Annotated in this window: 19 protein-coding genes; 9 read left to right on the top strand and 10 right to left on the bottom strand. The window is 72.2% G+C overall.

The features are described from left to right. The first annotated feature begins 5 nt into the window (after window positions 1-5). The gene (locus ACZ6N8_RS16980) at window positions 6-863 is read left to right on the top strand and encodes a carbohydrate ABC transporter permease (RefSeq protein WP_466010871.1); all 858 of its coding nucleotides are present in this window, start codon (window positions 6-8) and stop codon (window positions 861-863) included. Then, a complete protein-coding gene (locus tag ACZ6N8_RS16975; protein WP_466010869.1) occupies window positions 860-1,888 on the top strand; it encodes a glycoside hydrolase family 43 protein in 1,029 nt (342 codons plus the stop codon). Before ACZ6N8_RS16980 ends, ACZ6N8_RS16975 begins: the two co-directional genes overlap by 4 nt. A gap of 43 nt (window positions 1,889-1,931) precedes the next feature. On the opposite strand, the gene ACZ6N8_RS16970 is transcribed toward ACZ6N8_RS16975, so the two are convergent. Continuing rightward, entirely contained in the window at window positions 1,932-3,428 is a 1,497-nt protein-coding gene (locus ACZ6N8_RS16970) for an amino acid permease (RefSeq protein WP_466010868.1), read from the bottom strand. A 202-nt stretch (window positions 3,429-3,630) separates the two neighbouring features. On the opposite strand from ACZ6N8_RS16970, the gene ACZ6N8_RS16965 reads away from it, so the two are divergent. After that, a complete protein-coding gene (locus ACZ6N8_RS16965; RefSeq protein ID WP_466010866.1) occupies window positions 3,631-5,289 on the top strand; it encodes a glycoside hydrolase family 10-like protein in 1,659 nt (552 codons plus the stop codon). Window positions 5,290-5,468: 179 nt separating this feature from the next. Then, entirely contained in the window at window positions 5,469-6,005 is a 537-nt protein-coding gene (locus tag ACZ6N8_RS16960) for a phospholipase (RefSeq protein ID WP_466010864.1), read from the top strand. A 132-nt stretch (window positions 6,006-6,137) separates the two neighbouring features. Here the strand turns inward: ACZ6N8_RS16960 and ACZ6N8_RS16955 are convergent, their stop codons facing one another. Together ACZ6N8_RS16955 and ACZ6N8_RS16950 are read right to left on the bottom strand one after the other, a co-directional pair. Continuing rightward, window positions 6,138-8,978: an ATP-binding protein gene (locus ACZ6N8_RS16955; protein ID WP_466010862.1), complete on the bottom strand. Its 2,841-nt coding sequence runs from the start codon at window positions 8,976-8,978 to the stop codon at window positions 6,138-6,140. A 152-nt stretch (window positions 8,979-9,130) separates the two neighbouring features. After that, window positions 9,131-9,352, bottom strand: coding sequence for an FmdB family zinc ribbon protein (locus ACZ6N8_RS16950; RefSeq protein ID WP_466010860.1), 222 nt, complete (start codon window positions 9,350-9,352; stop codon window positions 9,131-9,133). A 54-nt stretch (window positions 9,353-9,406) separates the two neighbouring features. On the opposite strand from ACZ6N8_RS16950, the gene ACZ6N8_RS16945 reads away from it, so the two are divergent. The 3 genes from ACZ6N8_RS16945 (at window position 9,407) to ACZ6N8_RS16935 (ending at window position 15,315) form a co-directional block, all read left to right on the top strand. Further along, a complete protein-coding gene (locus ACZ6N8_RS16945) occupies window positions 9,407-10,855 on the top strand; it encodes a lytic murein transglycosylase (RefSeq protein ID WP_466010858.1) in 1,449 nt (482 codons plus the stop codon). Window positions 10,856-10,927: 72 nt separating this feature from the next. Beyond that, window positions 10,928-11,944 (top strand): GNAT family N-acetyltransferase, encoded by a 1,017-nt coding sequence (locus ACZ6N8_RS16940; RefSeq protein ID WP_466010920.1) that lies wholly within the window; start codon window positions 10,928-10,930, stop codon window positions 11,942-11,944. A 92-nt stretch (window positions 11,945-12,036) separates the two neighbouring features. Beyond that, window positions 12,037-15,315, top strand: a complete 3,279-nt coding sequence (locus tag ACZ6N8_RS16935) for a lamin tail domain-containing protein (protein WP_466010856.1) — start codon at window positions 12,037-12,039, stop codon at window positions 15,313-15,315. Window positions 15,316-15,476: 161 nt separating this feature from the next. Here ACZ6N8_RS16935 and ACZ6N8_RS16930 read toward each other — a convergent pair whose 3' ends face one another. Next, window positions 15,477-15,824 carry a MerR family transcriptional regulator gene (locus ACZ6N8_RS16930; protein ID WP_466010854.1) on the bottom strand — a complete coding sequence of 116 codons (348 nt, stop codon included), beginning with the start codon at window positions 15,822-15,824 and terminating at the stop codon, window positions 15,477-15,479. A gap of 57 nt (window positions 15,825-15,881) precedes the next feature. Here ACZ6N8_RS16930 and ACZ6N8_RS16925 point away from each other — a divergent pair, with 57 nt between their 5' ends. Both ACZ6N8_RS16925 and ACZ6N8_RS16920 read left to right on the top strand, forming a co-directional pair. After that, window positions 15,882-16,457: an NADPH-dependent FMN reductase gene (locus tag ACZ6N8_RS16925; RefSeq protein ID WP_466010852.1), complete on the top strand. Its 576-nt coding sequence runs from the start codon at window positions 15,882-15,884 to the stop codon at window positions 16,455-16,457. A 9-nt stretch (window positions 16,458-16,466) separates the two neighbouring features. Continuing rightward, window positions 16,467-17,990: a DHA2 family efflux MFS transporter permease subunit gene (locus ACZ6N8_RS16920; RefSeq protein WP_466010850.1), complete on the top strand. Its 1,524-nt coding sequence runs from the start codon at window positions 16,467-16,469 to the stop codon at window positions 17,988-17,990. 43 nt (window positions 17,991-18,033) lie between these two features. Here ACZ6N8_RS16920 and ACZ6N8_RS16915 read toward each other — a convergent pair whose 3' ends face one another. The 6 genes from ACZ6N8_RS16915 to ACZ6N8_RS16890 form a co-directional block, all read right to left on the bottom strand. Continuing rightward, window positions 18,034-18,351, bottom strand: a complete 318-nt coding sequence (locus ACZ6N8_RS16915) for a hypothetical protein (protein ID WP_466010849.1) — start codon at window positions 18,349-18,351, stop codon at window positions 18,034-18,036. Between the two features lie 468 nt (window positions 18,352-18,819). After that, a complete protein-coding gene (gene hemB, locus ACZ6N8_RS16910; protein WP_466010847.1) occupies window positions 18,820-19,803 on the bottom strand; it encodes a porphobilinogen synthase in 984 nt (327 codons plus the stop codon). Between the two features lie 20 nt (window positions 19,804-19,823). Beyond that, entirely contained in the window at window positions 19,824-21,404 is a 1,581-nt protein-coding gene (locus ACZ6N8_RS16905; RefSeq protein ID WP_139586874.1) for a bifunctional uroporphyrinogen-III C-methyltransferase/uroporphyrinogen-III synthase, read from the bottom strand. Next, window positions 21,401-22,369: a hydroxymethylbilane synthase gene (hemC, locus tag ACZ6N8_RS16900; RefSeq protein ID WP_387115227.1), complete on the bottom strand. Its 969-nt coding sequence runs from the start codon at window positions 22,367-22,369 to the stop codon at window positions 21,401-21,403. The genes ACZ6N8_RS16905 and hemC overlap by 4 nt, the downstream gene beginning before the upstream one ends. Then, entirely contained in the window at window positions 22,366-23,763 is a 1,398-nt protein-coding gene (locus ACZ6N8_RS16895) for a glutamyl-tRNA reductase (RefSeq protein WP_466010845.1), read from the bottom strand. The genes hemC and ACZ6N8_RS16895 overlap by 4 nt, the downstream gene beginning before the upstream one ends. Beyond that, complete coding sequence (locus tag ACZ6N8_RS16890) at window positions 23,760-24,497, bottom strand: redox-sensing transcriptional repressor Rex (protein ID WP_364373098.1); 738 nt, start codon at window positions 24,495-24,497, stop codon at window positions 23,760-23,762. Before ACZ6N8_RS16890 ends, ACZ6N8_RS16895 begins: the two co-directional genes overlap by 4 nt. Between the last annotated feature and the right edge of the window lie 41 nt (window positions 24,498-24,538).

Below are 24,538 nucleotides of genomic sequence, written 5' to 3'. Positions count from 1 at the left end.
CCGCCATGACGACGCCCACGCCGACCACGAACGGCTCCGCATCGGGGCCGCGCCGGGTCGTGTTCTACGCCATCCTGGTCGCGCTGACCCTGGTCTTCCTGACCCCGCTTGTGTGGATGGTCATCACCTCGCTGAAGACCTACACGGCCGCCCAGGAGATCCCGCCGAGCTGGCTGCCGAACCCGATCGCCGGGTACGGCTACGAGCAGATCCTGAACAACTCGGCCAACCCGGTGCTGCGCTGGTTCCTCAACAGCATGCTGGCCGCCACGCTGCACTCGCTGCTGGTGCTGGTGACCGCCTCGATGGCCGCGTACGCGTTGGCCCGGCTGCGGTTCCGCGGGCGCGGGGTGAGCTTCGCGTTGATCGTCGGGACGCTGTTCATCCCGCCGACCTCACTGATCATCCCGAACTTCCTTATCGTCGACCAGCTCAACTGGATCGACACCCTCGCCGTGGTGGTGGTGCCCGGCGCGGCCAGCGCGTTCGGGGTGTTCTTCCTGCGGCAGTTCTTCCTCTCCCTGCCGAACGAACTGGAGGAGGCCGCAGTTCTCGACGGCGCCAACCAGTGGCAGATCTTCTACAGGGTGGTGCTGCCGCTGTCCAAGCCGGCGCTGGCCACCCTGGCCGTGCTGTCGTTCCTCACCAACTGGAACGACTTCCTCTGGCCGATCTTCGTGCTGTTCAGCCCGGAGAAGTTGACGCTGCCGCCGGGCCTGGGCCTGCTCCAGGGCTCGTACGTGACCGACTACCCGGTGATCATGGCGGGTGCGGTGCTGGCCAGCGTGCCGGTGCTGATCCTCTTCGTCCTGGCGCAGCGGCACATCATCCAGGGCGTCTCCCGCAGCGGTCTGAAGGGGTGACCCCCACGAGGACCTGGCGTGGCGGCGCGGCGGCGATCATCATCGCCGCCGCGCTGCTCGCATCGGGCTGCGCCGACGACGCCCGACCCACAGCCACCACGAGCAGCGGGAGCGACTCCAGCATGTTCACCAACCCGGTCGTCCGCACCGACGCCCCGGATCCGCAGGCGATCCGGGTGGGCGACACCTGGTACCTGTTCCACACCAACTCGCAGGGCCGCAACGTCCCGGTGCTCACGTCCACCGACCTGGTCGACTGGACCGGGGCCGGGGACGCCCTGCCGACGCTGCCGGCGTGGGCGGACGCCGGAAAGACGTGGGCGCCCGAGGTCATCGAGTTGGCGCCGGACCGGTTCGTCCTCTACTACACGGTCGCCGGCCGGGAGTCCGGGCGGCAGTGTGTCGGGCGGGCGGTGGCCAGCGCGCCGCAGGGGCCGTACTCCGACGACGCGGACGGCCCGCTGATCTGCCAGGCCGAGCTGGGCGGGGCGATCGACGCCAGTCCGTTCCGGGACACCGACGGCAGTCTGTGGCTGCTGTGGAAGAACGACGGCAACGCCATCGGGGTGGACACCTGGCTCTGGTCGCAGCGTCTCGCCGACGACGGCCTGACCCTTGTGGGCGAGCCGACGAAGCTGCTCAAGCAGACCGAGCCGTGGGAGGGCACCCTGATCGAGGGGCCGTTCTTCCACCGTCAGGACGGCCGGCTGTTGCTCTTCTTCGCCGCAAACGCCTACGACAGGGCGGAGTACGCCGAGGGCTACGCGGTCTGCGACAGCCCGACCGGCCCGTGCGTGAAGGCCACCGAGAACCCGATCCTGACGAGCAACGAGGTCGCGTCGGGTCCGGGGCACGCCTCGATGGTGGTCAAGGACGGCCGTACCTGGCTGCTCTACCACGCCTGGCCGCCCGGCCAGGAGGGCAGCACGGACCCGGGCCGCCAGGTGTGGCTGGACGAGGTGACCTGGGTCGACGGCAAACCGGTCGTCAAGGGCCCGACCGGTACCGCGCAGTCCCGCCCCTGACCTGATCGTGCGGAGGGGCGTTTCGGCCCCTCCGCACACCCGGTCAGGCGGTCGGTTCGCGCGGCGCCGGGGCGACTGCCGGTTCGTGCCGGGCCAGCCGGTTGCGGCGGTAGCCGTAGCCGAAGTAGATGATCGCGCCGAGCAGCATCCAGGCCAGGAACCGCAGCCAGGTCTCCACCGACAGGTTCAGCATCAGGTAGAAGCAGGCAAGCGCGGAGACGACCGGCAGCACCGGGGAGAACGGCACCCGGAACGGCCGCTCCAGGTCGGGGCGCTTGCGACGCAGGATCGGCACCGCGATCGACACCAGCACGAACGCGCAGAGCGCGCCGATGCTCACCAGGTCGGCCAGGGCGGAGAGCGGCAGGAAGCCGGCGAGCAGGGCGACAGCCACCGTCATGATCGCCGAGATCCGGTACGGCGTACCCCAGCTCGGGTGCACCTTCGCGATCGACGGTGGGATCAGCCCGTCCCGGGCGATGGCGAAGCCGATCCGGCCCATGGCCACCAGGTCGACCAGGATGACGCTGGTCAGGCCGGCGACCGCGGCGATGGAGACCAGCACGGCCGCCCACCCGGCGCCCACCGACTCGAAGGCCGACGCGATCGGGGCACCCCTGTCGATCTCGGTGTACGGCACCATGCCGACGACCACGAGCGAGACGCCGATGTATAGCACTGTGGAGATCAGCAACGTGCCGAGCAGACCCAGGGTGAGGTCCCGTTTGGGCTTGCGCGTCTCCTCGCCCAGGTTGGCCACTGCCTCGAAGCCGGTGTACGCGAAGAAGACCACGGCGGCGGCGCTGAGCACCCCGACGAAACCGAAGACCGACGGCTCCAGCCCGAACAGCGCCTGGGTGACCGGCTGCTTGATGCCGTCGTCGCCGCTGCCGGCGGGCTCGGCCGGCGGGATGAACGGGGTGAGGTTGGCGGCCTTGACGAAGAACAGCCCGGCGACCACCACGAACACGCAGATGGCCACCTTGACCAGCACCAGCAGGTTGGTGATCCGGGAGGACTCGCGGATGCCGACGATCGCGACGATGCCGAGGATCAGCACGATGGCGATGGCGCCGATGTTGACGGTGCTGCCCTCCTCGCCGAACCAGCGGGTCGGCAGGTCGAGCAGTTCGGCAAGGTAACCGGACCAGCCCCGGGCGACCACTGCGGCGCCGAGCGCGAACTCCAGCAGGAGGTCCCAGCCGATGATCCAGGCGACGATCTCGCCCATCGTCGCGTACGCGTAGGTGTAGGCGCTGCCGGCGGTCGGCACGCTTGACGCCAGCTCGGCGTAGCAGAGGGCGGCGAGCAGGGCGACGACGCCGGCGATGGCGAAGGAGATCACGACACCCGGGCCGGCGCTGTCGCGGGCCTCGATCCCGGTGAGAGTGAAGATGCCGGTGCCGATCACGATGCCGATGCCGAAGCCGGTGAGGTCAATCGCACCGAGCCGCCTCTTCAGCCCCAGCTGGCCGTCGGTGCCGTCCGCTTCGCCCTGAGCTATCACGTCCTTGATCGGTTTTGTGCGCAGCACGGACATGCGCTCACCCCTCCCACCGTGCGACCACCACGGTGGCGGCCGGTGACCGGCGTTGCTACCCAGCGGCGGGAATGGTCAACCACGAACCCTTGCGGTTAGGGGCCGAGTGTGAAAATTTCCTACCAGCGGCAGATAGCCGTCGGCGAATCTTGCCGACATGCCGCGTTGATCACACGGGAGCCCCAACGAAGGGACACACCGCATGAAGGCAACTCGCCTCGCGGCCGCCGGGCTGGCCACAGCCCTGCTCGCCACGCTCGCGGCGGCCGCCACCCCCGCGAGCGCCGCACCTTCCACCTCCGCCTCCACCACCACCTGCGTCACCGACCCCGCCACGCCGAAACGGCAGTTCCGGGCGATGTGGATATCGTCGGTGGTCAACATCGACTGGCCCAGCAAGGCGTCCCAGACCAGCCCGGACCGGATCGCCGCCCAGCAGACCGAGTACCGCGAACTGCTCGACCTCGCCGAGCGGCTGAACCACAACGCGGTGGTGGTCCAGGTCCGGCCGACCGCCGACGCGCTCTGGCCGTCACCGTACGAGCCGTGGTCCGAATACCTGACCGGCGTACGGGGTCAGGACCCCGGCTGGGATCCGCTGGCCTTCCTGGTCGCCGAGTCGCACAAGCGCAACCTGGAGTTCCACGCCTGGTTCAACCCGTACCGCGTCTCCATGCCGGCCCCCGGCGGCGCCGGCGCGGACCTCAGCCTGCTCGCCCCCGACCACCCGGCCCGGCAGCACCCGGACTGGACCTTCGCCTACCCGCCGGCCGGTGTCGCCGGCAGCCGGCTCTACTACAACCCAGGCATCCCCGAGGTACGCGAGTTCGTGCAGACCGCGATGATGGACGCCGTCAAGCGGTACGACATCGACGGCGTGCACTTCGACGACTACTTCTACCCCTACCCCAGCGGCACCTACCAGGTGCCCGACGACGCCACCTTCGCCGCGTACAACAGGGGCTTCACCGACCGGGCGGACTGGCGGCGGGACAACATCAACCTGCTGATCCAGGAGATGAACGGCAAGATCAAGGCGGCGAAGCCGTGGGTGAAGTTCGGCGTCAGCCCGTTCGGCATCTGGCGCAACAAGACCGCCGACCCGCTCGGCTCGGACACCACGGGCAGCCAGTCGTACGACATCATCTCCGCCGACACCCGCAACTGGGTCAAGCAGGAGTGGATCGACTACGTGGTGCCGCAGCTCTACTGGTACATCGGCCAGTACCCGGCCGCCGACTACGCGCGCCTGGTGCCGTGGTGGGCCGAGACGGTACGCGGCACCCGCGTGCAGCTCTACATCGGCCAGGCCGACTACAAGAGCGGCGACCCGGCGTACGGGCCGTTCTGGCAGAACCCGCGTGAGCTGTCCGACCACCTGACGCTCAACCGGTCGTACCCGGAGGTGCAGGGCAACGTGCACTTCTCCGCCGTACAGGTGCGGGCCAACCGGCTGGGTGCCACCGACATCTACGCCGCCGAGCACTACTCGCGCCCCGCGCTGGTGCCGGCCATGCCGCACCTGCCGGCCAAGCCCCTGCTCTTCCCGGTGGTCACCAAGATCACCCGGCAGGCCGACGGGGTGCGCCTCACCTGGGGTCAGCCCGCCGACGGCCTCGGCCCGCTGGGCACCGCCACCTCGTACGCCATCTACCGGTTCGACGGCACCACGCTGCCCGGTCGGTGCGCCACGGCCGACGCCGCGCACCTGGTCGACACCGTCCGGGCCGTGCCGGGCGCGGCGCAGTCGTGGGTGGACACCACGGCCGAGCCTGGCCGTCGCTACACCTACCAGCTGACCGCGCTGGACCGCTCGGCGAACGAGAGTCTCCCCAGCCCGCCGGCGTTCAGCAGGCGCTGACCGCTCTCTCGAATGCCCCGGGCGCCCGCGCGCCCGGGGCATTTCGTCTGTTTGAACCCATGTCACCAATAGTTGGCACGGCACATACCACCCGGTTGATCAATTGATCGACACTTGTCGAATCCCGGTGACCCGCCGGTAACTTCCGTCCCAGCCGCTCACCCCCGCGGAGGTAACAAGTGCCCCGACGTCTCGCCACCCTGCTCGCCTCGGGCGCGCTCGCGCTGCTCGCCACCCTCGCCATCGCCTCCCCCGCCGCCGCCGTCACCGCCGCGGAGAAGCTCTCCGTGCTGTCCAGCTGGACCCAGACAAGCGCGTCCAGCTACAACTCCTGGAACAGCGCCCGGGTCAACCGGGCCCCCTGGGCCGAGTACAACTTCGACTGGTCCACCGACTACTGCTCGTCCAGCCCGGACAACCCGCTCGGGTTCACCTTCAACCTGGGCTGCTACCGGCACGACTTCGGCTACCGCAACTACAAGGCGGCCGGCCAGTTCTCCGCCAACAAGTCCCGCCTCGACAGCGCCTTCTACGCCGACCTGAAGCGGGTCTGCACCACCTACAACTCGGTCGTCCGCCCGGCCTGTTACAGCCTGGCCTGGACCTACTACCAGGCGGTAAGCATCTTCGGCTCCGTCGCCGCCGTCCAGCAGGCCGACATCGACCGCGCCGCCCGAATGAAGGCCGAAGCCGAAGCCGCAGCCGCCCGCACCTGACCCCACCCACCCCCTCCCCTCCCCGCCGTTGATCAAGAGGTTTGCGTCATCGGAAGCCCGTCTCCTGACGCAAATCTCTTGATCAACAGGGGCGAGGGTGGGGTGTGGGGCCGGCAGGGCGGGGCAGCGGGGTTAGGCGTGTTCGGTTCGGGTTGCGGGGTGGCGGTCGGGGTCGGCGGGGCTGCGGGGGGTCGGTTGGGACAGCCCGGTGCTGAAGCGGGTCGAATCCGCCGCCAGATCCGGATGTTCCACGTCGAGCGCCAGCACGGCGGCCTCGTCCAACCCCAACTCGGCGCCCTCGCCGTACGCGTCGTCGAAGGCCGCGTCACCCAACGCGGCCCGCAGCTCCGCCTGCTGCTCGGCCCAGTAGCCGCCGTAGATCCCCGGCATCGCCCGCATGCTCGCCCGGGTGGCCTGCGCCGCCCCGAACAGCCGAGCCGCGGTCAGCCGGTTCCCGCCCGCCGCGCAGCGCACCGCGATCGCGTTCAACGTGTCGCACGCACCGCCGTGATAGCCGTGACCCATCCGCGACCGCAACGCCACAAGCAGATGCTCGTGCGCGGCGATCACATCACCCCGGGCCAGCGCGACCATCCCGAGCAGCATGTCCACCGACCGTCGGCCCCGCTCCACGGGCCGGGCCGCCTCCACCGGGCGGACCGCCCCCAGCAGGTCCGCGGCCTCCTCCAGCGCGCCCCTTCGCCACAGCAGCTCGGCCAGGCTGAACACCGCGAACAACGCCTCGCCCACCACGTCCTGCCCGTGCGCCCAGTCGATGACCTCCCGGCACACCCGCTCGGCCTCGGCGAACTGCCCCATGTCGACGAGCGGCGCGGCACGACCGGCGAGCACCCGCGCCAACAACCCGGCGTCGCCGGCCTGCCGGGCCGCCGCCTCCGCCCGCTGGGAGAAGCGCAACTCCTCGGCGAACTCGCCGTCCGCACCGGCGTGCAGGGAGTGCATGTGGTACGCCGCCGCCAGCTCCGCCTCCGGGATCCGCTCACCGGTCTCGGCGATCCGCCCGTACAGCCGGAACAGCCACAGCCGCCCCTCCCGGGCCAGGCCACGCTCCCGCCACCACTGGTCCAGCCCACCGGCCAGGCCGAGGCCGGCGCGGGCGCTGCCACCTGTGGCACACCACCGCAGCGCCGCCCGCAACTCCCCTGCGAGAGGGTCCAGGGTGTAGAGCGACAGCGTCACCGGCCGCCCGTCCGGCCCCAGATGCGCCCGCTCCAACGCGTGCGCCGACCAGGCCACGTGCCGATCTCGGGCAGCCTGCTCCTCACCCGCCTCGGCGAGCCTGCGCGCCGCGTACGCCCGGATCGGGTCGAGCATCCGGTACGTGCTGCCGGCCGCACGTGGCTCGGCCAGCACCATCGACTTGTCCACGAGCACCGACAGCGGATCCAGCGGATCGTCGCCCAGCAGCCACTCCACAGTCGCCAGGTCCACCGGGCCGGCGAAGACCGCCAGCCACCGCAGCAGACGGGCGGCCCGGGGGCCCAACGTCCGGTACGACCAGGTGACTGTCGCCTGCATGGTCAGGTGCCGTTCGGTGGCCGAGCGCTGCACCGCCCTGCTCGCCGGAGTCGGCGGCGACGCCCCGGCCGCGGCCGCCACCAGGTCCACAGTGTCCTGCTGGTTGCCGGACCAGCCCCGCTCCACAGGCGGCGGCTCCGGATCCTCCCGGCCCGCGTCCAACGTGCTGAGCACGTCGTCGAGCCGTTCGGCGAGCTGACCGACGGAGAGCACCCGCAGCCGGGCCGCCGCCAACTCGATGGCCAGGGGCAGCCCGTCGAGCCGCTGCACCACCCGGCGCAGGTCGGCCGACTCGGACGGTTCCGGCTGCCGGCCGCCCCGCGCCGCCGCCGTACGGTCCAGCAACAGCGCGACCGCGTCGCTCTCCGCGCCGTCTGCCCGCGGATCGACCGAGAGCGGCGGGATCCGCCACACCACCTCGCCGGGCAGGCTGAACGACTCGCGGCTGGTCGCCAGCACCCGTACGCCTTCCCCACCGGAGAGCAGCCGCGCGATGACCTCCGCGCACGCGGCCGGCTGCGTGTCGCAGGTGTCCAGCACGACAAGCATCCGACGACCGGCCGCGTACTCGACGAGGGTGTCCAGCATCGGGCGGCCCGGCTCCGGTCGCAGCCCGAGCACGGCGGCGATGGCGAACGCCACCAACCCCGGGTCGGTCACCGAGGCGATGTCGACGAACCACACCCCGTCCGGGTACGCCTCGACCATCCCGCTGGCCAGCTCGACCGCGAGCCGGGTCTTACCCGCCCCACCGGCACCCAGCACGGTGACCAGGCGGTGCCGTTCCACCAGCAGGCCCAGCTCGACGCGTTCGGCCTGCCGGCCGACGAAGGAGGTCACCTGCGTGGGCAGGTTGTGCGCCACCGCGTCGGCGGTGCGGGGACGGGGGAACTGCCGCTCCAGGCCCGGTGCGACGAGCTGGAACAGCCGCTCCCGGTCGTCGAACCCGCGCAGCCGGTGCAGGCCCAGGTCGAGCAGGGTGGCACCGGCGGGCAGCGGGTCGGCCCGGCGGGCGGTCGACGCGGAGCAGAGCACCTGCCCGCCGTGCGCCGCCGCGGCCACCCGGGCCGCCCGGTGCACCTCGGGGCTTGCGTACTCCCCGTCGCGCGGCTCCGCGTAGCCGGTGTGCAGGCCCATCCGCACCCGGGGCGCGGCGTCAGGCGTGGGCCATTCGTGGTTCGCCAACGCGCGCTGCGCGGTCAGGCAGGCGGTCAGGGCCGCCGTCGCGTCGTCGAAGGCCAGGAAGAACGAGTCGCCCTCGGTCAGCAGCTCCGAGCCGCCGGTGCAGGCGAGCGTCCGGCGCAGCAGCCGGCGGTGTTCGGCGAGCACCGGGCGGTAGTCCGGGCCGAGCAGCTGGGCCAGCCGGGTCGAGCCCTCGATATCGGTGAACACGAAGGTCACCCAACCGCTCGGGAGCTGGATCCGTGGCGACATGCGTGGAACCTCCGCCCGTGACGTCGGGTTCATGCTGCCTGAGTCCGAGCGGTCACGCATCGTGAGAACGGCCGGCCCGGTGCCGCCTCAAAGTGCCACTCGAACCCGTTCCCGGCAAGGGCAGCCCACCAGTCGGCGGCGAACCGGCCCGTTCAGCAACCGCAGGCGCCGCCGCAGCAACCGCCCCCACCCGGGGCCGCGGCACCACCGGACGGACCACCCACGCCCCGGCCGGTGACCGCGATCGCGGACAGAAGCTTGACCGTGTCGCCGTGTCCCCGCGGACAGGTCGCCGGCTCGCCGGCTGCCGCCATGGGACGGTTGACCTCGAAGGTGTCGCCGCAGGCGCGGCATCGGAACTCGTACCGGGGCATGGCATCAGGGTACGTGGACCTGACGCCCGGCGGGGCATGGGTAATACTCGACGGGTGGTGGACGGCGAGGACGAAACGCGTGTACGACCGCTACGGCCGTCCGCGCCGCTGGACGGCCCGTTGGACGGTTCGGGAGCCGCGCCGGATCCGGCGCCCAGGGTGGTGCCCCGCCCCCGCCGCCCCTGGCTGAGCGGAAGTTCCACCACCACGTCCCCCACCTCCCCGACGGCCGACACGCCGAGCGGTGAGCCGAAGGCCGCCGAGCCGACCGCGGACCCGGCGAAGGCGGCCACCGGATCGGACGCCTCCGAGCCGACCGGCAAACCGGCTGCCGCGAGCGCGGCGACCGAACCGAAGGCCACGACCCCGAAGGCGGAGCCCGCGAAGGCCGAGACCGCGAAGGCCGACACCGACAAGGTCGACACCAGCAAGGCCGACACCGGGAAGGCCGCGACCGGCACGGCCGAGGGTGCGGCCGGTGCCCCGCTCACAGACCAGGCCGTGACCACTGTGGACGCCACTCCGGTTCCGGCGGTCGCCGATCCCGGGCGACGTCGCCGGGTGCCGTTCGCGCACGCCGTACGGCTGCCACCGCCACGCCAGGCCGCGACGAGCGCCGCCCGGGCGACCCGGGCCTGGGCCCGCCGGCCCAGTGGCCGGCTCACCCTGCCCGGCGTGTTCCTGCTGGCCCTGGTGGCCGCGACCGCCGCGGCGGGCGCGCTGCTCGTGCCCGCCACCATCCGCGCCCCCCGACCGGTCGCCGCCGACTCGTCCGAGACACCGACCGCCGCCGCTCCACCGGTCGGCCTGCCCTCCGGCGGGCTGCCCACCGCCCTGCCCAGCGGCGGCGTACCCACCGGCGGGCCGACCGGCGGGTTCCCCACCGGCGGATTCCCGACCGGCCCGGCCGTTCCGCCGGTGGTCGGCGGACGACCCTCGGACGCGCTCGCCGGCTGGGCCCAGCAGGTCGGCGCCAAGGTCGGTGTCCCGCCGGCCGCCATGCAGGCGTACGGCTACGCCGAGCTGGTGCTCGCCCAGACCAACCGCAGTTGCGCGTTGAGCTGGACCACGCTTGCCGCGATCGGTCTGATCGAGTCGGGGCACGGCTCGCACAACGGCGCCCGGCTGGGACAGGACGGCAGGGCACTGCCGGAGATCATCGGTGAGCCGCTGGACGGCAACGGCGGCCGGATGCGGATCATCGACACCGACCGCGGCGCCCTCGACAAGGACACCACCTTCGACCACGCGATCGGGCCTATGCAGTTCATCCCGACCACCTGGCAGGAGATCGGCGCGGACGCGGACAACGACGGGCGTAAGGACCCGCACGACATCGACGACGCCGCCCTGGCAGCCGCGAACTACCTCTGCAAGGGCGGGCGCAACCTGAGCATCCCGGGCGACTGGTGGAACGCGATCCTGTCGTACAACGACGTGCGCCGGTACGCCCAGGACGTCTACGACGCCGCAAACCGGTACGGACGGGCCAGCCGCACGTGAAGTGATCGTTCACATACATTGGAGAACTGGACACTTCCCCCGGGCTGCTGTTAGCGGCAAGCTAGACGGGTGATGGTGCGCGAGTGGGACCCCAGGACCGCGTCGTCCGCCGAGATCGCGTCGCTGCTGGACACGCTGAACGCGGTTCTGGCGGCCGATCTGCCGCAGGACCCGCCCTGGCGGGAGACCTCCCTGCGGGAATACCTCGCCGAGGTGATGCCCGGCGAACGGCGGATCTCCTGGATCGCCCAGGCCGACCCGACCGACGCCGCCGACCCGGGCGCGATTCTCGGCCAGGTGCACGTGCTGCTCCTCGGCGACATCGGCGTGCTCGAGGTGCTGGTGCACCCGTCGGTCCGACGCTCCGGGCTCGGCCGTGACCTGGTGCTGCGCGCCGCGCGCCGGGTCTACCAGGAGGGCTTCCAGTCGATCGGGGTGGAGGTCGTCGGCGACACGCCGGCGGTGGGCTTCTACGAGTCGCTCGGCTTCACCCGGGAGTACGTGGAGACGCGAAGCGTCCTCGACCTGTCGGCTGTCGACTGGCCCGAGTTGGCCGAGATGGCCACCGGCGTCGCGGCGGGTTACCACCTGGAGTTCTTCCCCGGCGGGCCACCGGATGATCTGATCGAGGCGTACGCGCGGGCCAAGGCCGAGGTGCGCGACGTCGACGACGGCGAGCTGCGGCCCAGCTCGTACGACCCGCAGCGGCTGCGGGACAGCCTGGACACCCTGCACCGGCGGGGCATGAAGCCGTACATCGTGCTGGCCCGGCACGAGCAGAGCGGTGAGGTGGCCGGCCTGACCGAGGTGGTGGTGCCGGCGCAGCACCCGACCCGCGCCGACCAGTACGACACGATCGTCGCGCAGGACCACAGGGGTTACGGCATCGACCGGGCGATCAAGGCCAGGATGCTGCTGGAGCTGCGGTCGGCCGAGCCGAAGCTGGTCGAGGTGCAGACCTGGAACGCGCAGGCCAACGAGGCCATGCTCAAGGTCAACGCGGAGCTGGGTTACCGGCCCGACCGGGACTGGTGCGAATACAGCGTCGACGTCGCTGAGCTGGTGCACCGCCTCGACCCGCCGCGCTGAGGAATTCACGAAACTGTCCGATGGGGGATGGACGATGGACAGTCGGGCACCTTAACGTGCGTTGACCCCCGTCCACCCATCGTGGAGGCCCCATGCGCCCGCGCCGCTCAATAGCCGCGCTCGCGACCGCCACCGCCGCCGTGACAGTCACGGCGCTCGGCGTCGCACCCACCGCGGCCAGCGCCGCGCCCACCGACCTGTTCATCTCGGAGTACGTCGAGGGATCGTCGAACAACAAGGCGATCGAGCTGTTCAACGGCACCGGCGCCGCTGTCGACCTGACCGCCGGCGGCTACCAGTTGCAGCTCTACTTCAACGGCTCCACCACGGCCACCACCATCGCGTTGACCGGGAGCGTGGCCGCCGGCGACGCGTTCGTCTTCGCCAGCGCGTCGGCTTCGGCCGCCGTCCTCGCCCAGGCCGACCAGACCACCGGGGCGAGCCTGTTCAACGGCGACGACGCGATAGTGCTGCGCCGGGGCACCACGGTGCTCGACTCGATCGGCCAGGTGGGTGTCGACCCGGGCACCGAGTGGGGTGCCGGTGCGACAAGCACCGCGGACAACACGCTGCGCCGGCTGGCGAGCGTGACAGCCGGAGACACCGACCCGTCGGACGCGTTCGACCCCGCCGCCCAGTGGGCCGGCCTCCCGGTCGACACGTTCGACGGGCTCGGCGCGCACACCGTGGACGGCGGCGGCCCGGTCGACGTACCGGCCACGCTGACCTGCGGCGGGCCACTGGTCACGGCGGCAGGCACGGCCGCGAGCCGCGATGTCACCGCCACCGATTCCGACGACACGATCGTCGACCTGGCGGTGACGTCGGTCAGCCCGACCCCGGCCGCCGGCTCGATCTCCCGTACCGCGTTCACCCCGGCCGACGGGGTCGGCGGCACCGCCCGCGCCACGGTCGGCGCGAGCGCCGATCTGGCCGCCAGCGCGTACACAGTGACGGTGACCGCGACCGACGCGGGCGGCGGCACCGCCAGCTGCGCGCTGGCCGTGCAGGTGACCCGGGAGCTGACCGTCGGGGAGGTGCAGGGCCCGACCACGGACGCCGAGTCCGGCCCGTCGGACCGCTCGCCGCTCGCACCGGCGAGCGGCAACGGCACCAGCAGCACGATGTACGACGTACGCGGCGTGATCACCCAGTTGACGCTTGCCCGCACATCGGCCGGGGCGGAGCAGCACGGGTTCTTCCTGCAGAGCCGCACCGACGACACCGACGGCGACCCGACCAGTTCCGACGGCGTCTTCGTGTTCATGGGCGCGTTCACGTCGCTGATCGGCGGGTACGTGCCGACCGTCGGTGACGAGGTGGTGCTCCGGGCCCGGGTGTCGGAGTACTACAACTTCACCCAGCTCTCCGGGGCCTCGCTGGTCCGCCGGATCGCCACCGGCCTGGACGTGGACACGGCTGTCGCGGTGACCGACGCGGTGCCTCCTGTCGAACTGACCGAGGCGCAGCGCTGGTGGGAGCGGCACGAGGGCGCCCGTCTGCGGGTACGTGCCGGCAGCGGCGCGGTGAGCGGCCGGGACGTCTTCTCCTCCACCGCGGACGCGGAGCTGTGGGTGATCGACCGGGACGACCCGCTGCTGGACCGCGCCGACCCGTACTCCCGGCGGGTCTTCCGGGATTCGCACCCGCTGGACAACGACCCGACCCGCCGCTTCGACGACGGCAATGGCCAGCGGGTGCTGCTCGGCAGCATGGGCGTGAAGGCCACCGCCGGGGACAGCACGGCGCTGCTCCCGCCTGCACACACCTTCGACACGCTGCGCGCGGACGCGGTGGGCGGCGTCTACTACTCGTTCGAGAAGTACGGCGTCCAGGTCGAGCGGGCGGAGTTCGACGCCGGGGCGGACCCGTCGAGGAACAACCCGCCGAAGGCTGCGGACCGGTCCCAGGAGGTGGCGGTCGCCACGTACAACGTGGAGAACCTGTACGACTACCGCGACGACCCGTTCGACGGCTGCGACTTCGCCGGCAACGCCGGCTGCACAGGGGTCAGCCCGCCGTTCGACTACGTGCCGAGCAGCGAGGCGGACTACCGCGAGCACCTGACGGCGCTCGCCGACCAGATCGTCACCGATCTGCACGCACCGGATCTGATCCTGGTGCAGGAGGCCGAGGACCAGGACATCTGCACTGTCTCCGGGGCGGCGCTGGCCTGCGGCGACACCGACAACGCCGATGGCGCTCCGGACAGCGTCCAGGAGTTGGCGCTCGCGGTGGCGCAGGCGGGCGGGCCGGCGTACGCCGCGACCTATGACCGGACCGGCGCGGACGCCCGCGGAATCACCGCCGCGTTCCTGTACCGCACGGACCGGCTGTCGTTGCCGGCCGCGACGGCGGACGACCCGCTGCTGGGTTCGGCCCCGACCGTCCAGTACCGCGCCCCGGGGCTGCCGGCGAACGCCGACGTGCAGAACCCCAAGGCGCTCAACGCGGTGCTCCCGTCCGACGTGGACACGTCGACCGGCCGGGACGGCACGAATGTGTTCACCAGGGCTCCCCAGTTGGGCAGGTTCAGCGTGGCCGCCGCGCCGGGCTCGTCCGAGCGGTTCACCCTGTACGCGCTCAGCAACCACTACTCGTCCGGCCCGGACGGCCGGATCGGGCAGCGTCGGGAGCAGGCCCGTTACGGGGCGGCGATCGTGACCGCGATCGAGGCGGCCGACCGGAACGCCCGGGTGGTCTACGGCGGGGACCTGAACGTGTTCCCCCGGCCCGACGACCCGATCGCGACGGGCAGCCAGCCCGCCGTGTCGGACCAGCTCGCGCCGCTGTACGAGGCGGGCCTGCACAACCTGTGGGACAACCTGGTGGCGGAGGTGCCGGCTTCCGCGTACTCGTACAGCTTCGAGGGGCAGGCGCAGACGCTCGACCACCTGTTCGTCAATGACGCGCTCTACGGCGACCTGGTGCAGGTGCGGGCGGCGCACATCAACGCGGACTGGCCGGCGGAGTTCACCGGCGACGGGTCGCGCGGGTCCAGTGACCACGACCCGCAGGTGGCGAGGTTCCGGTCCCGGTCGTCGTTGACCGTGGCCGACGCGACGGTGGTCGAGGGCGACCAGGGCACGCGGCAGCTCACCTTCACCGCGACCGTGTCCCGGCCGCTGTCCCAGCCGGTGCTGCTCTGCGCCACCACCGTCGGTGGTACGGCGCAGGCGGGTTCGGACTTCGACGCGTACGTCGGCTGCAAGGTGCTGGCCGCCGGGCAGACGTCGGTCGCCTTCCCGGTGACGGTGCGGGGTGACCGCAAGCGGGAGCCGAACGAGAAGCTGACGCTGCTGGTGGCCGGCGTGCCCGGCCTGCGGCTGGCCGATCCGCTGGCCGCGGGCACCATCACCAACGACGACTGAGATCCGCGCTCGTGAGCGAATGATCGCGCGCGATCCAGGATGTAGTGGCCTCCGCCGGTCGGGAGGCCACTACATCCATGTTGGGGCACGATCTCGCTGACGACATCGATGGGTCAGCCACCGGGAGCTGCCGATGTCCGGCGCGTACACCGAGGGCGTGATCAGAGTTCGCAGAGGCGGCGGCCGGAGCCGATGTCGTCCAGTGCCGCGTGCAGCTCGCGGATGCGCCGCTCGGCCTCGGCGGTCAGCCGATCGTGCAGATCCTGCCAATCGGCCGGCCCGGGGTTGGGTGGCAGGGCGGCGAGCAGGTCACGGATGTCGTTGACGGTCAGGCCGACGCGCTGGGCAACCCGCGCCACCCTGATCCGGCAGGCCGCGTCGGGGTCGAAGCGCCGCTGGTTGCCGCTGGTGCGGGCAGCCGCTATCAGGCCCTGCCGCTCGTAGAACCGCACGGCGGAGCCACTGACCCCGCTCTCCCGGGCCACCTCGCCGACCGTCAACGTGCCCATCGCCAATCCCCCGTCGTCCTTGACTTCACCATTACTTCAAGTCCTAGCGTCCGAGGCATGACAACGCAAGAGGACACCGCTCCGCCGACCGTCGCCGTGCTCGTCGGAAGCGTCCGGCAACCTCGGGTGGGCCGCTCGATCGCCGACTGGTTCGTCTCCCACGCGGGCCGCCGCGCGGACCTCGACCTGGACCTCGTCGACCTCGCCGAGGTGGCGCTACCGTTCGCCGACACCCCTCCCGGGGGCAACTCGGCGAGCCCGATCAGCGCCCGGTTGGCCGCCGCCGACGCGTTCGTGGTGGTGACACCCGAGTACAACCACAGCTTCCCGGCCGCCCTCAAGAACGCCATCGACTGGCACTACCGGGAGTGGGCCCGCAAGCCGGTGGCCTTCGTGTCGTACGGGGCCGGTTCCGGCGGCATCCGGGCGGTCGAGCAACTCCGACTGGTCTTCGCCGAGGTGCAGGCCGCCACGACCCGCTCCGGGGTGGTGCTCCGGGCACCGTGGGAGCGGCTCGACGACAGCGGTCGACTGGTCGACGACGAGCCGCTGCGGCGGGCCGCCGACGCCACGCTGAGCGAGCTGGCCTGGTGGGCCGAGGCGCTGCGCACCGCCCGCCGGGTCCGGTCCTGAGCCGGCGACATGGACGCGTCCGCGCGACGACTCGGCTGGTACCTGACCCTCGGTGGTCTGCTAGCGGTGATCGACACCACGGTCACCGTGGTGGCCCTGCCGAGGCTTGTCGACGACCTGAACACCAACCTCGCCACGATCGGCTGGGTCACCAGCGGCTACGCGCTCGCCCTGGTCGCGGTGATGCCCACCGCCGCCTGGGCAATCGGCCACTTCGGTGCCCGCCGCACCTACCTGTCCGCGCTGGTGCTGTTCACCGCCGGGTCCGTGCTGGCCGGCGCTGCCTGGAACGTCGAGTCGCTGATCGCGTTCCGGGTGCTCCAAGGGCTGGGTGGTGGGCTGCTCAACCCGGTTGGGATGGCCGTCGCGCTCGCCGCGGTGCCGGCGGGGCGGCGAGGACGGATGATGAGCCTTCTCGGCCTGCCGGTCCTGGTCGGGCCACTGATCGGGCCGGTGTTGGGTGGGCTGTTGCTCGATCACGCGTCGTGGCGGTGGATCTTCTGGATCAACCTGCCGGTGGGGCTGCTGGCGGTGTTGCTCGGCCGGTCGGTGCTGCCGGCCGCCGACCCGCGACGTCCGTCGGTCCGGCTGGACGTCGTCGGGCTGCTGCTGCTCTGCCCCGGTCTGGCGCTGGCGGTGTACGGACTCAGCGTCACCGGCGAGCGGGGCGGGATCGTCACCGCATCAGTGCTGCTGCCGCTCGCGCTCGGTGCCATGCTGGTGGCGACCTTCGTCTGGCGGGCCGGCCGGATACGGCAGCCACTGCTGCATGTGGCCGTGCTGCGCGCCCCGGGGATGGTCGGAGGCGCCGCGACTGTGGCGCTCTTCGCCGCCGGATACTTCGGCTCGTTCCTGATCATCCCGGCCTACGTGCAGGTGGTACGCGGCGACTCGGCCACCCTGGCCGGGGTGATCGGCATCCCGCAGGCGCTGACCACCGGGCTGATGCTCCAGGTCGCGACCCGGCTCGTCGATCGCGTCTCGGCGCGGCGCGTCGTCGGGCTCGGCATCGCCACGGCGGTGGCTGGCACTGTGGCCCGGGTGCTGGTGCTCGACGCGGACACGTCGTACCCGCTGCTGGCCACGCTGGGCGCGGTGATCGGCCTCGGCATGGGCGCGACCCTCATGCCGACGATGACCGCGGCCAGCCGGTCGCTCCCGCCCAACGACCTGCCGTCCGGCTCCACGCTGCTCACCACTGTGTCGCACACCTCGGTCGCGGCCGGCACGGCGCTCATCGCCGCCGTCCTGTCCTGGCTGGCGGATCGGCTGGCCCCCAGCCTGGGCGGCGGGGGTATAACGGCGGCCAACCGACTCGACCCGGCCAGCCGGCTCGGCCTCGCACCGGAACTGGCGCAGGCCACCCGGCTCGCGCTCGCGGTGTCGGCCGTGCTGCTGGCGCTCGCCTGGCTGACCAGCCGGCGACTTCCGGGCGCCGCGCCGGAGGGGGACGAGACGGCCGGCCCGGGACCCGCGAAGCCGGTCGGTAGCGCTGGCGCAGCAGGTCAGCGGCCTCGACGGCCCGGCAGGTGAGGACGACCTGCACGCCGGCGCGTACCCCGGCGGCGTCCACAGCTCAGTAGTACACGTCGACCGGTGGCGGGGGTGGCACGCCGCGATGCTGCGCCACCCGCACCTCCCACTGGCTGCGCCGACGTCGCGCCTCGCGATCCGCCGAACTGCGGTGATAGGTCTCCGGAGGCGACGTGAGTCCGTAGATGTCCCCCCACCACTCCCCGGGCTCCGGGTCGACGATCGTGTCGAGGTGTGAGGGATAACGGCGGCCGGCCCCGTCGTGAACGTCTTCCCGGTCGGCCATCGGCAGCACGACCCGGCCCTCCTGGTCCACCACAACGAGGAAGAGCCCCGCCGCGCCGAGTAGGCGCTCCAGCACGGGCAGGCTCGGCGTCAGGCTGCCCGCCTCGACCCGACCTATCGTCGAGGGGCGCCACCTTGGCGAAGCGGGCCATCTGGTGCTGGCTCAGTCGGACGATGCGACGTGCCCGGCGAACCAGACCGGCGATGGGAAATCGTCCGACGGTAGGGCCGGGAGGTTGTGGAGGGATGAGCGCCGACGCCATCCGCCCACCATCCCCGCGACGCCGGCCAAGCTCAACCGCTGTGGATAAACCTGTGGACAACCGTCATCGGGGCAGCAGGCCAGCAGCCTGGTCCGCCCCCTTTGCTCTGCTTCAATCGACGCAACGGTCAGGACCGGAAATGTTGCGCCGGTTGAAGCAGAGCAAAGGGGGGCAGAGGTAGTGCGGTCCGTCGGAGCGACCCGCCCGAGAGCGCAGCCGCGTCGGTGACGATCGAGAGCCAGAGGCCAGAGGCCAGAGGCCAGAAGTCCTTCGCGGGCCGATCAGTTGCGCTGGCGCAGCAGGCCAGCGGCCTCGACGGCCCAGTAGGTGAGGATGATCTGCGCACCGGCCCGCTTGATCGAGGTGAGCGTCTCCAGCATCACCCGCTCGCGGTCGATCCAGCCGTTAGCGGCGGCCGCCTCGACCATCGCGTACTCGCCGGAGACCTGGTAGGCAGCGACCGGAACGTCCACCGCGGCCCGCACCGCCGACACCACGTCGAGGTACGGCAGCGCCGGCTTCACCATCACCAGGTCGGCGCCCTCGGCGACGTCGAGCGCCACCTCGCGCAGCGACTCGCGGAGGTTGGCCGGGTCCTGCTGGTAGGTGCGCCGATCGCCCTCCAGCGCCGACTCCACCGCCTCCCGGAACGGGCCGTAGAAGGCGGAGGCGTACTTCACGGCGTACGCGAGCACGGAAACGTCCTGGTACCCGGCGGCGTCGAGGGCCCGGCGCACCACGCCGACCTGGCCGTCCATCATCCCCGACGGCCCGACCATGCCGGCCCCGGCGGCGGCCTGGGCCACCGCCATCTCGGCGTACGCGGCGAGGGTCGCGTCGTTGTCCACCTCGCCGTCGGGGGTGAGCAGCCCGCAGTGCCCGTGTGAGGTGAACTCGTCCAGGCACAGGTCGCTCATCACCACCGTGGCGTCGCCCACCTCGGCCACCACGTCGCGGATGGCGACGTTCAGGATGCCGTTCGGGTCGATGCCGCCGGAGCCGGTCGGGTCCCGCTGCTCGGGCACGCCGAACAGCATGATCCCGCCGACACCGGCCTGGACCGCCTCGGCAGCCGCCTTGCGCAGCGACTCCCGGGAGTGCTGGAGCACCCCCGGGAGCGAGCTGATGGCGCGGGGCTCGGTCAGCCCCTCCTTGACGAACATCGGCACGACCAGTTCGGCCGGGTCGACCCGGGTCTCGGACACCAGCCGGCGGATCGCCGCGTTGCGGCGCAGCCGGCGGGGCCGGATCTCGGGGAACGACATGCCAGAGCCTCCTCGAACGACTACCGGAAGCGCAGGGCGGTCGGGCCCTGCACCTTCGAGCCGCGGCGCTGCTTCGCCGGCATTGCGGCCAGCTTCTCGCGCAGCTCGACGGCGTAGGCGGCGAGCGCCTCCACCAGGTCGGGCACCGAGGCGTGCGGCGGCTGGACGTCGACCCGCAGGCCGAACTCCGTCGCGGTCTCCGCCGTCTTGGGCCCGATCACGGCAACAACGGTACGGGCGTGCGGCTTCCCCGCGATACCGACCAGATTGCGCACCGTCGAGCTGGACGTGAAGAGCACCGCGTCGAACCCGCCCGACTTGATCGCGTCGCGGATCTCGGCGGGCGGCGGAGCGGCCCGCACCGTCCGGTACGCGGTCACGTCATCGACCTCCCAGCCGCGCTCGGTCAGCCCGGCGGCCAGCGTCTCGGTGGCGATGTCGGCGCGGGGCAGCAGCACCCGGCCCACCGGGTCGAGGATCTCGTCGTGCGGCGAGAACTCGGCCAACAGCCCCTCGGAGGACTGCTCCCCGGCGGGGATCAGCTCCGGCTGGATGCCGAACGCGCGCACCGCGTCCGCCGTCGCCTCACCGATGCAGGCGATCTTGACGCCGCCGAAGTGCCGGGCGTCCAGGCCGTGCTCGGCGAACTTCTCCCAGACCGCGCGGACCGCGTTCACCGACGTGAAGATCACCCAGGCGTACCGGCCGTCGACCAGGCCCTTGACCGCCCGCTCCATCTGCGCCGGGGTGCGCGGCGGTTCGACCGCGATGGTCGGCACCTCGCACGGGATCGCCCCGTACGCCCGCAGCCGGGCGCTCATCGCGCCAGCCTGCTCCTTGGTACGCGGTACGAGCACCTTCCAGCCGTACAGCGGGCGGTTCTCCCACCAGCTCAGCTTGTCGCGCTGGCCCACGCCCGCGCCGACGGTGAGCACCACCCGGCCGGTGAAGCCGAGCGCGGCGGCCACGAAGCTGTCCACCGTCGACGTGGTCGTGTACTGGGTCTCACCGGTGCCGTCGCCTGTCACGCCGACCCCGGTCGTGCCGTCGACCCCGGCGGCCAGCAGCCCGTCCCGGACGGCGGCGAGATCACCGGCGTCCACGGCAAGCGCGAGCGAGCCCCGGCCGACGGCAGCGGCGAGCGCCTCGAAGTCCAGTGCGCTGACGTCCTCGACGTCGGCGGCGGTACGAACACCCGGCAGGGGAACACCCGCGTAGGTGGCCACGCCCTCGGCCTGGCCGACGCCCGGCACCACCTCGAAGTGGGCGGCGGTCCGGGCCACCGCCTGCACCTCCTTGACCACCGAGTCGTGGCCGAACGGGTCACCGGCGACCAGGTGCACCGCGTTCAACCCGGAGCGGGCCGCGGAGATCAGCACCTTCGCCACGTCCCCCGGCGCGCCTTCGGCAGGGGTGAACTCGGCGTCGTCTCTGGCCTCGGCGCGGACGACGGCGAGCAGCGACTCGGGGACTCCCCGGTCGTAGATCACTTGGTCGGCGTCGACCAGGGCGTCGTGCGCCCGACGGGTCAGCAGGCCCGGGTCGCCGGGGCCAGCCCCGACGAACGCGATACGGCCGACGGGCTTACGGGTGCGGGTCATTCTGTGCTCCCAAATTGCTGGGTCCCCGGGCCGGTGTGTCCTTCGTGGCCGAGGATCGAGTCGGCGCCGAGGTCGAGGAGTTCGGCGGCGAGTGCCTTACCGATCTCCGCCGCGTCGGCGGGCGTTCCGGTGCGGGACAGCCGAAGGTCACGAGTGCCGTCCGGACTGATCACCGCCCCGCGCAGGTAGATCTCATCGCCGGCGTCACCTTCGGCGAGTTCCGCATAGGCGGCGACGGGTGCGCTGCACCCGGCCTCCAGGGTTGCCAGCAACGCGCGCTCCGCGGTGACCGCGGCGCGCGACGGTGCGTGGTCGAGCGCACCGAGCAGCTCGACCAGGTCCTGATCGTCGACCCGGCACTCCACGGCCAGCGCGCCCTGAGCGGGCGCGGGCAGCATGAGCATCGGGTCGAGCGTCTCGGTGATCGCGTCGGTCCGACCGATCCGGGCCAGACCGGCCCGGGCCAGCACCACCGCGTCGAGGTCGGCCTCGGGGCCGAGCACCCGCGCCAGGCGGGTGTCGATGTTGCCGCGGATCGGGGTGACCTCCAGTTGCAGCCCGAGGGCGTGCAGCTGGGCGATGCGGCGCAGCGCGCCGGTGCCCACGGTGGCCCCGGGCGGCAGCTCGGCGAGCGTCCGCCCGCCCTTGGCGATCAGCGCGTCGCGCGGGTCCTGTCGGGCCGGCACTGCCGCGATGTGCAGCCCGGCGGCACCGGCCGTGGGCAGATCCTTGTAGGAGTGCACCGCGAAGTCGATAGTCCGCGCGGTCAACGCGTCACGCAGCGCGGAGACGAACACCCCGACGCCGAGCCGGTGCACCGGCGCGTTGGAGCGGTCACCGGCGGTGACCACCTCGACCAGCTCGACCGGTCGGCCGGTGGCGGCGGTCAACGCCTCGGCGACGTGGCCGGACTGGGCCATCGCCAGGGCGCTGCCCCGGGTGCCGAGGCGCAGGGGGGCGGTCAACGTGCACCTCCGGTGGGCGGGATCTGGTCGGCCGAGTCCGTACCGAGCACCGGGTCGGTGCTGGCGAACACGGCGCCCAGGTCGGGGGACAGCACCTCGGGCACGGTGTCCACGGGTGAGGTCTGCGGCACCTGGAGGTCGAACAGCTCGCGCAGCAGGGCCGCGTACTGGTCGCCGCCGGGCTCCGCGGCCAACTGGCGGACCTTCACTGTGGGCTGGTGCAGGAGCCGCTGCACGACCCGGTGCACCGTACGGGCGACCTCGGCGCGCAGGTCGTCGTCGAGGTCGGGGCGGCGCTGGGCGAGCCGGCGCAGCTCGGCGGTGACCACGTCGTCGGCCCGGCCGCGCAGCGCGGCCACGGTGGGCGCCACGTCGGCGCCGCGCAGCCAGGTGAGGAAACTCTCCACCTCGCCGAGGACGATCCGCTCGACGGCTGCGGCGTCCGCGGCGGCGGGACCGTCGGCGAGCAGCGCCGCCATGCGATCGATGTCGATCACCTCGACACCGGGCAGGTCGGCGACGCCCTCCTCGACGTCGCGCGGGACGGCCAGGTCGAGTAGGACCAGCGGGCCCCGGGCCCGGTCCCGCTCGGCGAGCGCCGCGCCGACCACCGCCCGGGTGAGGACCGGTTCGGTGGAGGCGGTGGCGGCCACTACGATGTCCACTGTGGAGAGGGTGTCGGCCAGCTCGGTCATCGGCGCGGCGCCCGCCCCGTACGACTCGGCGAGCCGCAGGGCCCGGTCGGCGCCACGATTGGTGACGGTGAGCGGCCCCGCGCCCAGGCGGGACAGGGTGGCCACCCCGAGCGAGCCCATCGCGCCGGCACCCACCACCAGGGCCGGCCGGCCCTCGAGGTCGCCGTCGAGATACCCGGCGGCCAGCTCCAGCGCGGCGGTGACGACGCTCTGGCCGGCCCGGTCGATGCCGGTCTCGGCGTGGGCGCGCTTGCCCACCCGCAGCGACTGCTGCATCAGCTCGTGCAGCAGGCGGCCGGCCGAGTCGGCGCCGGTGGCCCAGTGGTACGCGTCACGCAACTGGCCGAGGATCTGCGCCTCGCCCACGACCATCGAGTCCAGGCCGGTGGCGACCCGGAAGACGTGGTCCACGGCGGCGGTGTCGTAGTGCACGTACAGGTGACTGGCGAGCGCCGCCGGCGGGCAGCCGGCCTGCTCGGCCAGGACGGCGCAGATGTCACCGAGCCCGCCGTGGAAACCGGACACGGCGGCGTAGACCTCCACCCGGTTGCAGGTGGAGACGAGCACCGCCTCGCTCACGTACGGCTGAGCGACCAGGCGGTCGAGTGTGCGGGTGAGGTCGGCGGGGGGCACGGCCAGCTGCTCCAGCGTGGCGACCGGGGCGGTCCGGTAGGACGCGCCGACGACGAGCAGTTTCACGTGCCGATCGCCTCCTGGGTTTCGGTGGCCGCGAGCCCGCCGGGAAGGGCGGTGAGCGAGGCCTTGCGGTGCTCGTGGAAAGACAGGATCTGCAGCTCGATGGCGAGATCGACCTTGCGCACGTCGACCCCCTCCGGCACCGAGAGTACGCACGGCGCGAAGTTGAGGATGCTCGTCACGCCGACGGCGACCAGTTGGTCGGCGACGCGCTGGGCGGCGGCGGCGGGGGTGGCGATCACGCCTATCGCGATGGACTCCTGCACGGCGATCTCCGGCAGTTCGTCGACATGCCGTACGACCAGGCCGTTGATCTCCTCACCGACCCGGGAGGGGTCGGCGTCGAGCAGTGCGGCGATCCGGAAGCCCCGGCTGGCGAAGCCGTCGTAGCCGGCCAGAGCGTGACCGAGGTTACCCACACCGACCAGGGCGACAGCCCTGCGCTGGGTGAGCCCGAGCACGTACTCGATCTGTTCGATCAGCAGGGCGACGTCGTAGCCGACGCCCCGGGTGCCGTACGAGCCGAGGTGGGAGAGGTCCTTGCGGAGCTTGGCGGAGTTGACTCCGGCGGCGGCGGAGAGGCCCTCGCTGGAGACGGTCTCGTGCCCGCCGTCGGCGAGGTTGTGCAGGGCACGCAGGTATTCGGGGAGCCGCGCGACGGTCGCCTCGGGAAGGTCCGGGAGCGCGGGTACGGCACCGGCACGGCCGGGCGCGCCTGGGTGACGGTGCTGACTCATGAGACTCCGTGCGGTGCGATCCTCGGCCAACTCCGCTGGTC

It is taken from the genome of Micromonospora sp. NPDC047521 (genome assembly GCF_055587305.1).
This window is presented reverse-complemented; position numbering and strand designations above follow the sequence as displayed.

Coding starts and splice junctions, on each gene's coding strand:
- ACZ6N8_RS16980 (WP_466010871.1), top strand. CDS start 6: ATGACGACGCCCACGCCGACCACGAACGGCTCCGCATCGGGGCCGCGC.
- ACZ6N8_RS16970 (WP_466010868.1), bottom strand. CDS start 3,428: ATGTCCGTGCTGCGCACAAAACCGATCAAGGACGTGATAGCTCAGGGC.
- ACZ6N8_RS16965 (WP_466010866.1), top strand. CDS start 3,631: ATGAAGGCAACTCGCCTCGCGGCCGCCGGGCTGGCCACAGCCCTGCTC.
- ACZ6N8_RS16955 (WP_466010862.1), bottom strand. CDS start 8,978: ATGTCGCCACGGATCCAGCTCCCGAGCGGTTGGGTGACCTTCGTGTTC.
- ACZ6N8_RS16950 (WP_466010860.1), bottom strand. CDS start 9,352: ATGCCCCGGTACGAGTTCCGATGCCGCGCCTGCGGCGACACCTTCGAG.
- ACZ6N8_RS16940 (WP_466010920.1), top strand. CDS start 10,928: ATGGTGCGCGAGTGGGACCCCAGGACCGCGTCGTCCGCCGAGATCGCG.
- ACZ6N8_RS16935 (WP_466010856.1), top strand. CDS start 12,037: ATGCGCCCGCGCCGCTCAATAGCCGCGCTCGCGACCGCCACCGCCGCC.
- ACZ6N8_RS16930 (WP_466010854.1), bottom strand. CDS start 15,824: ATGGGCACGTTGACGGTCGGCGAGGTGGCCCGGGAGAGCGGGGTCAGT.
- ACZ6N8_RS16925 (WP_466010852.1), top strand. CDS start 15,882: ATGACAACGCAAGAGGACACCGCTCCGCCGACCGTCGCCGTGCTCGTC.
- ACZ6N8_RS16920 (WP_466010850.1), top strand. CDS start 16,467: ATGGACGCGTCCGCGCGACGACTCGGCTGGTACCTGACCCTCGGTGGT.
- hemB (WP_466010847.1), bottom strand. CDS start 19,803: ATGTCGTTCCCCGAGATCCGGCCCCGCCGGCTGCGCCGCAACGCGGCG.
- ACZ6N8_RS16905 (WP_139586874.1), bottom strand. CDS start 21,404: ATGACCCGCACCCGTAAGCCCGTCGGCCGTATCGCGTTCGTCGGGGCT.
- ACZ6N8_RS16890 (WP_364373098.1), bottom strand. CDS start 24,497: ATGAGTCAGCACCGTCACCCAGGCGCGCCCGGCCGTGCCGGTGCCGTA.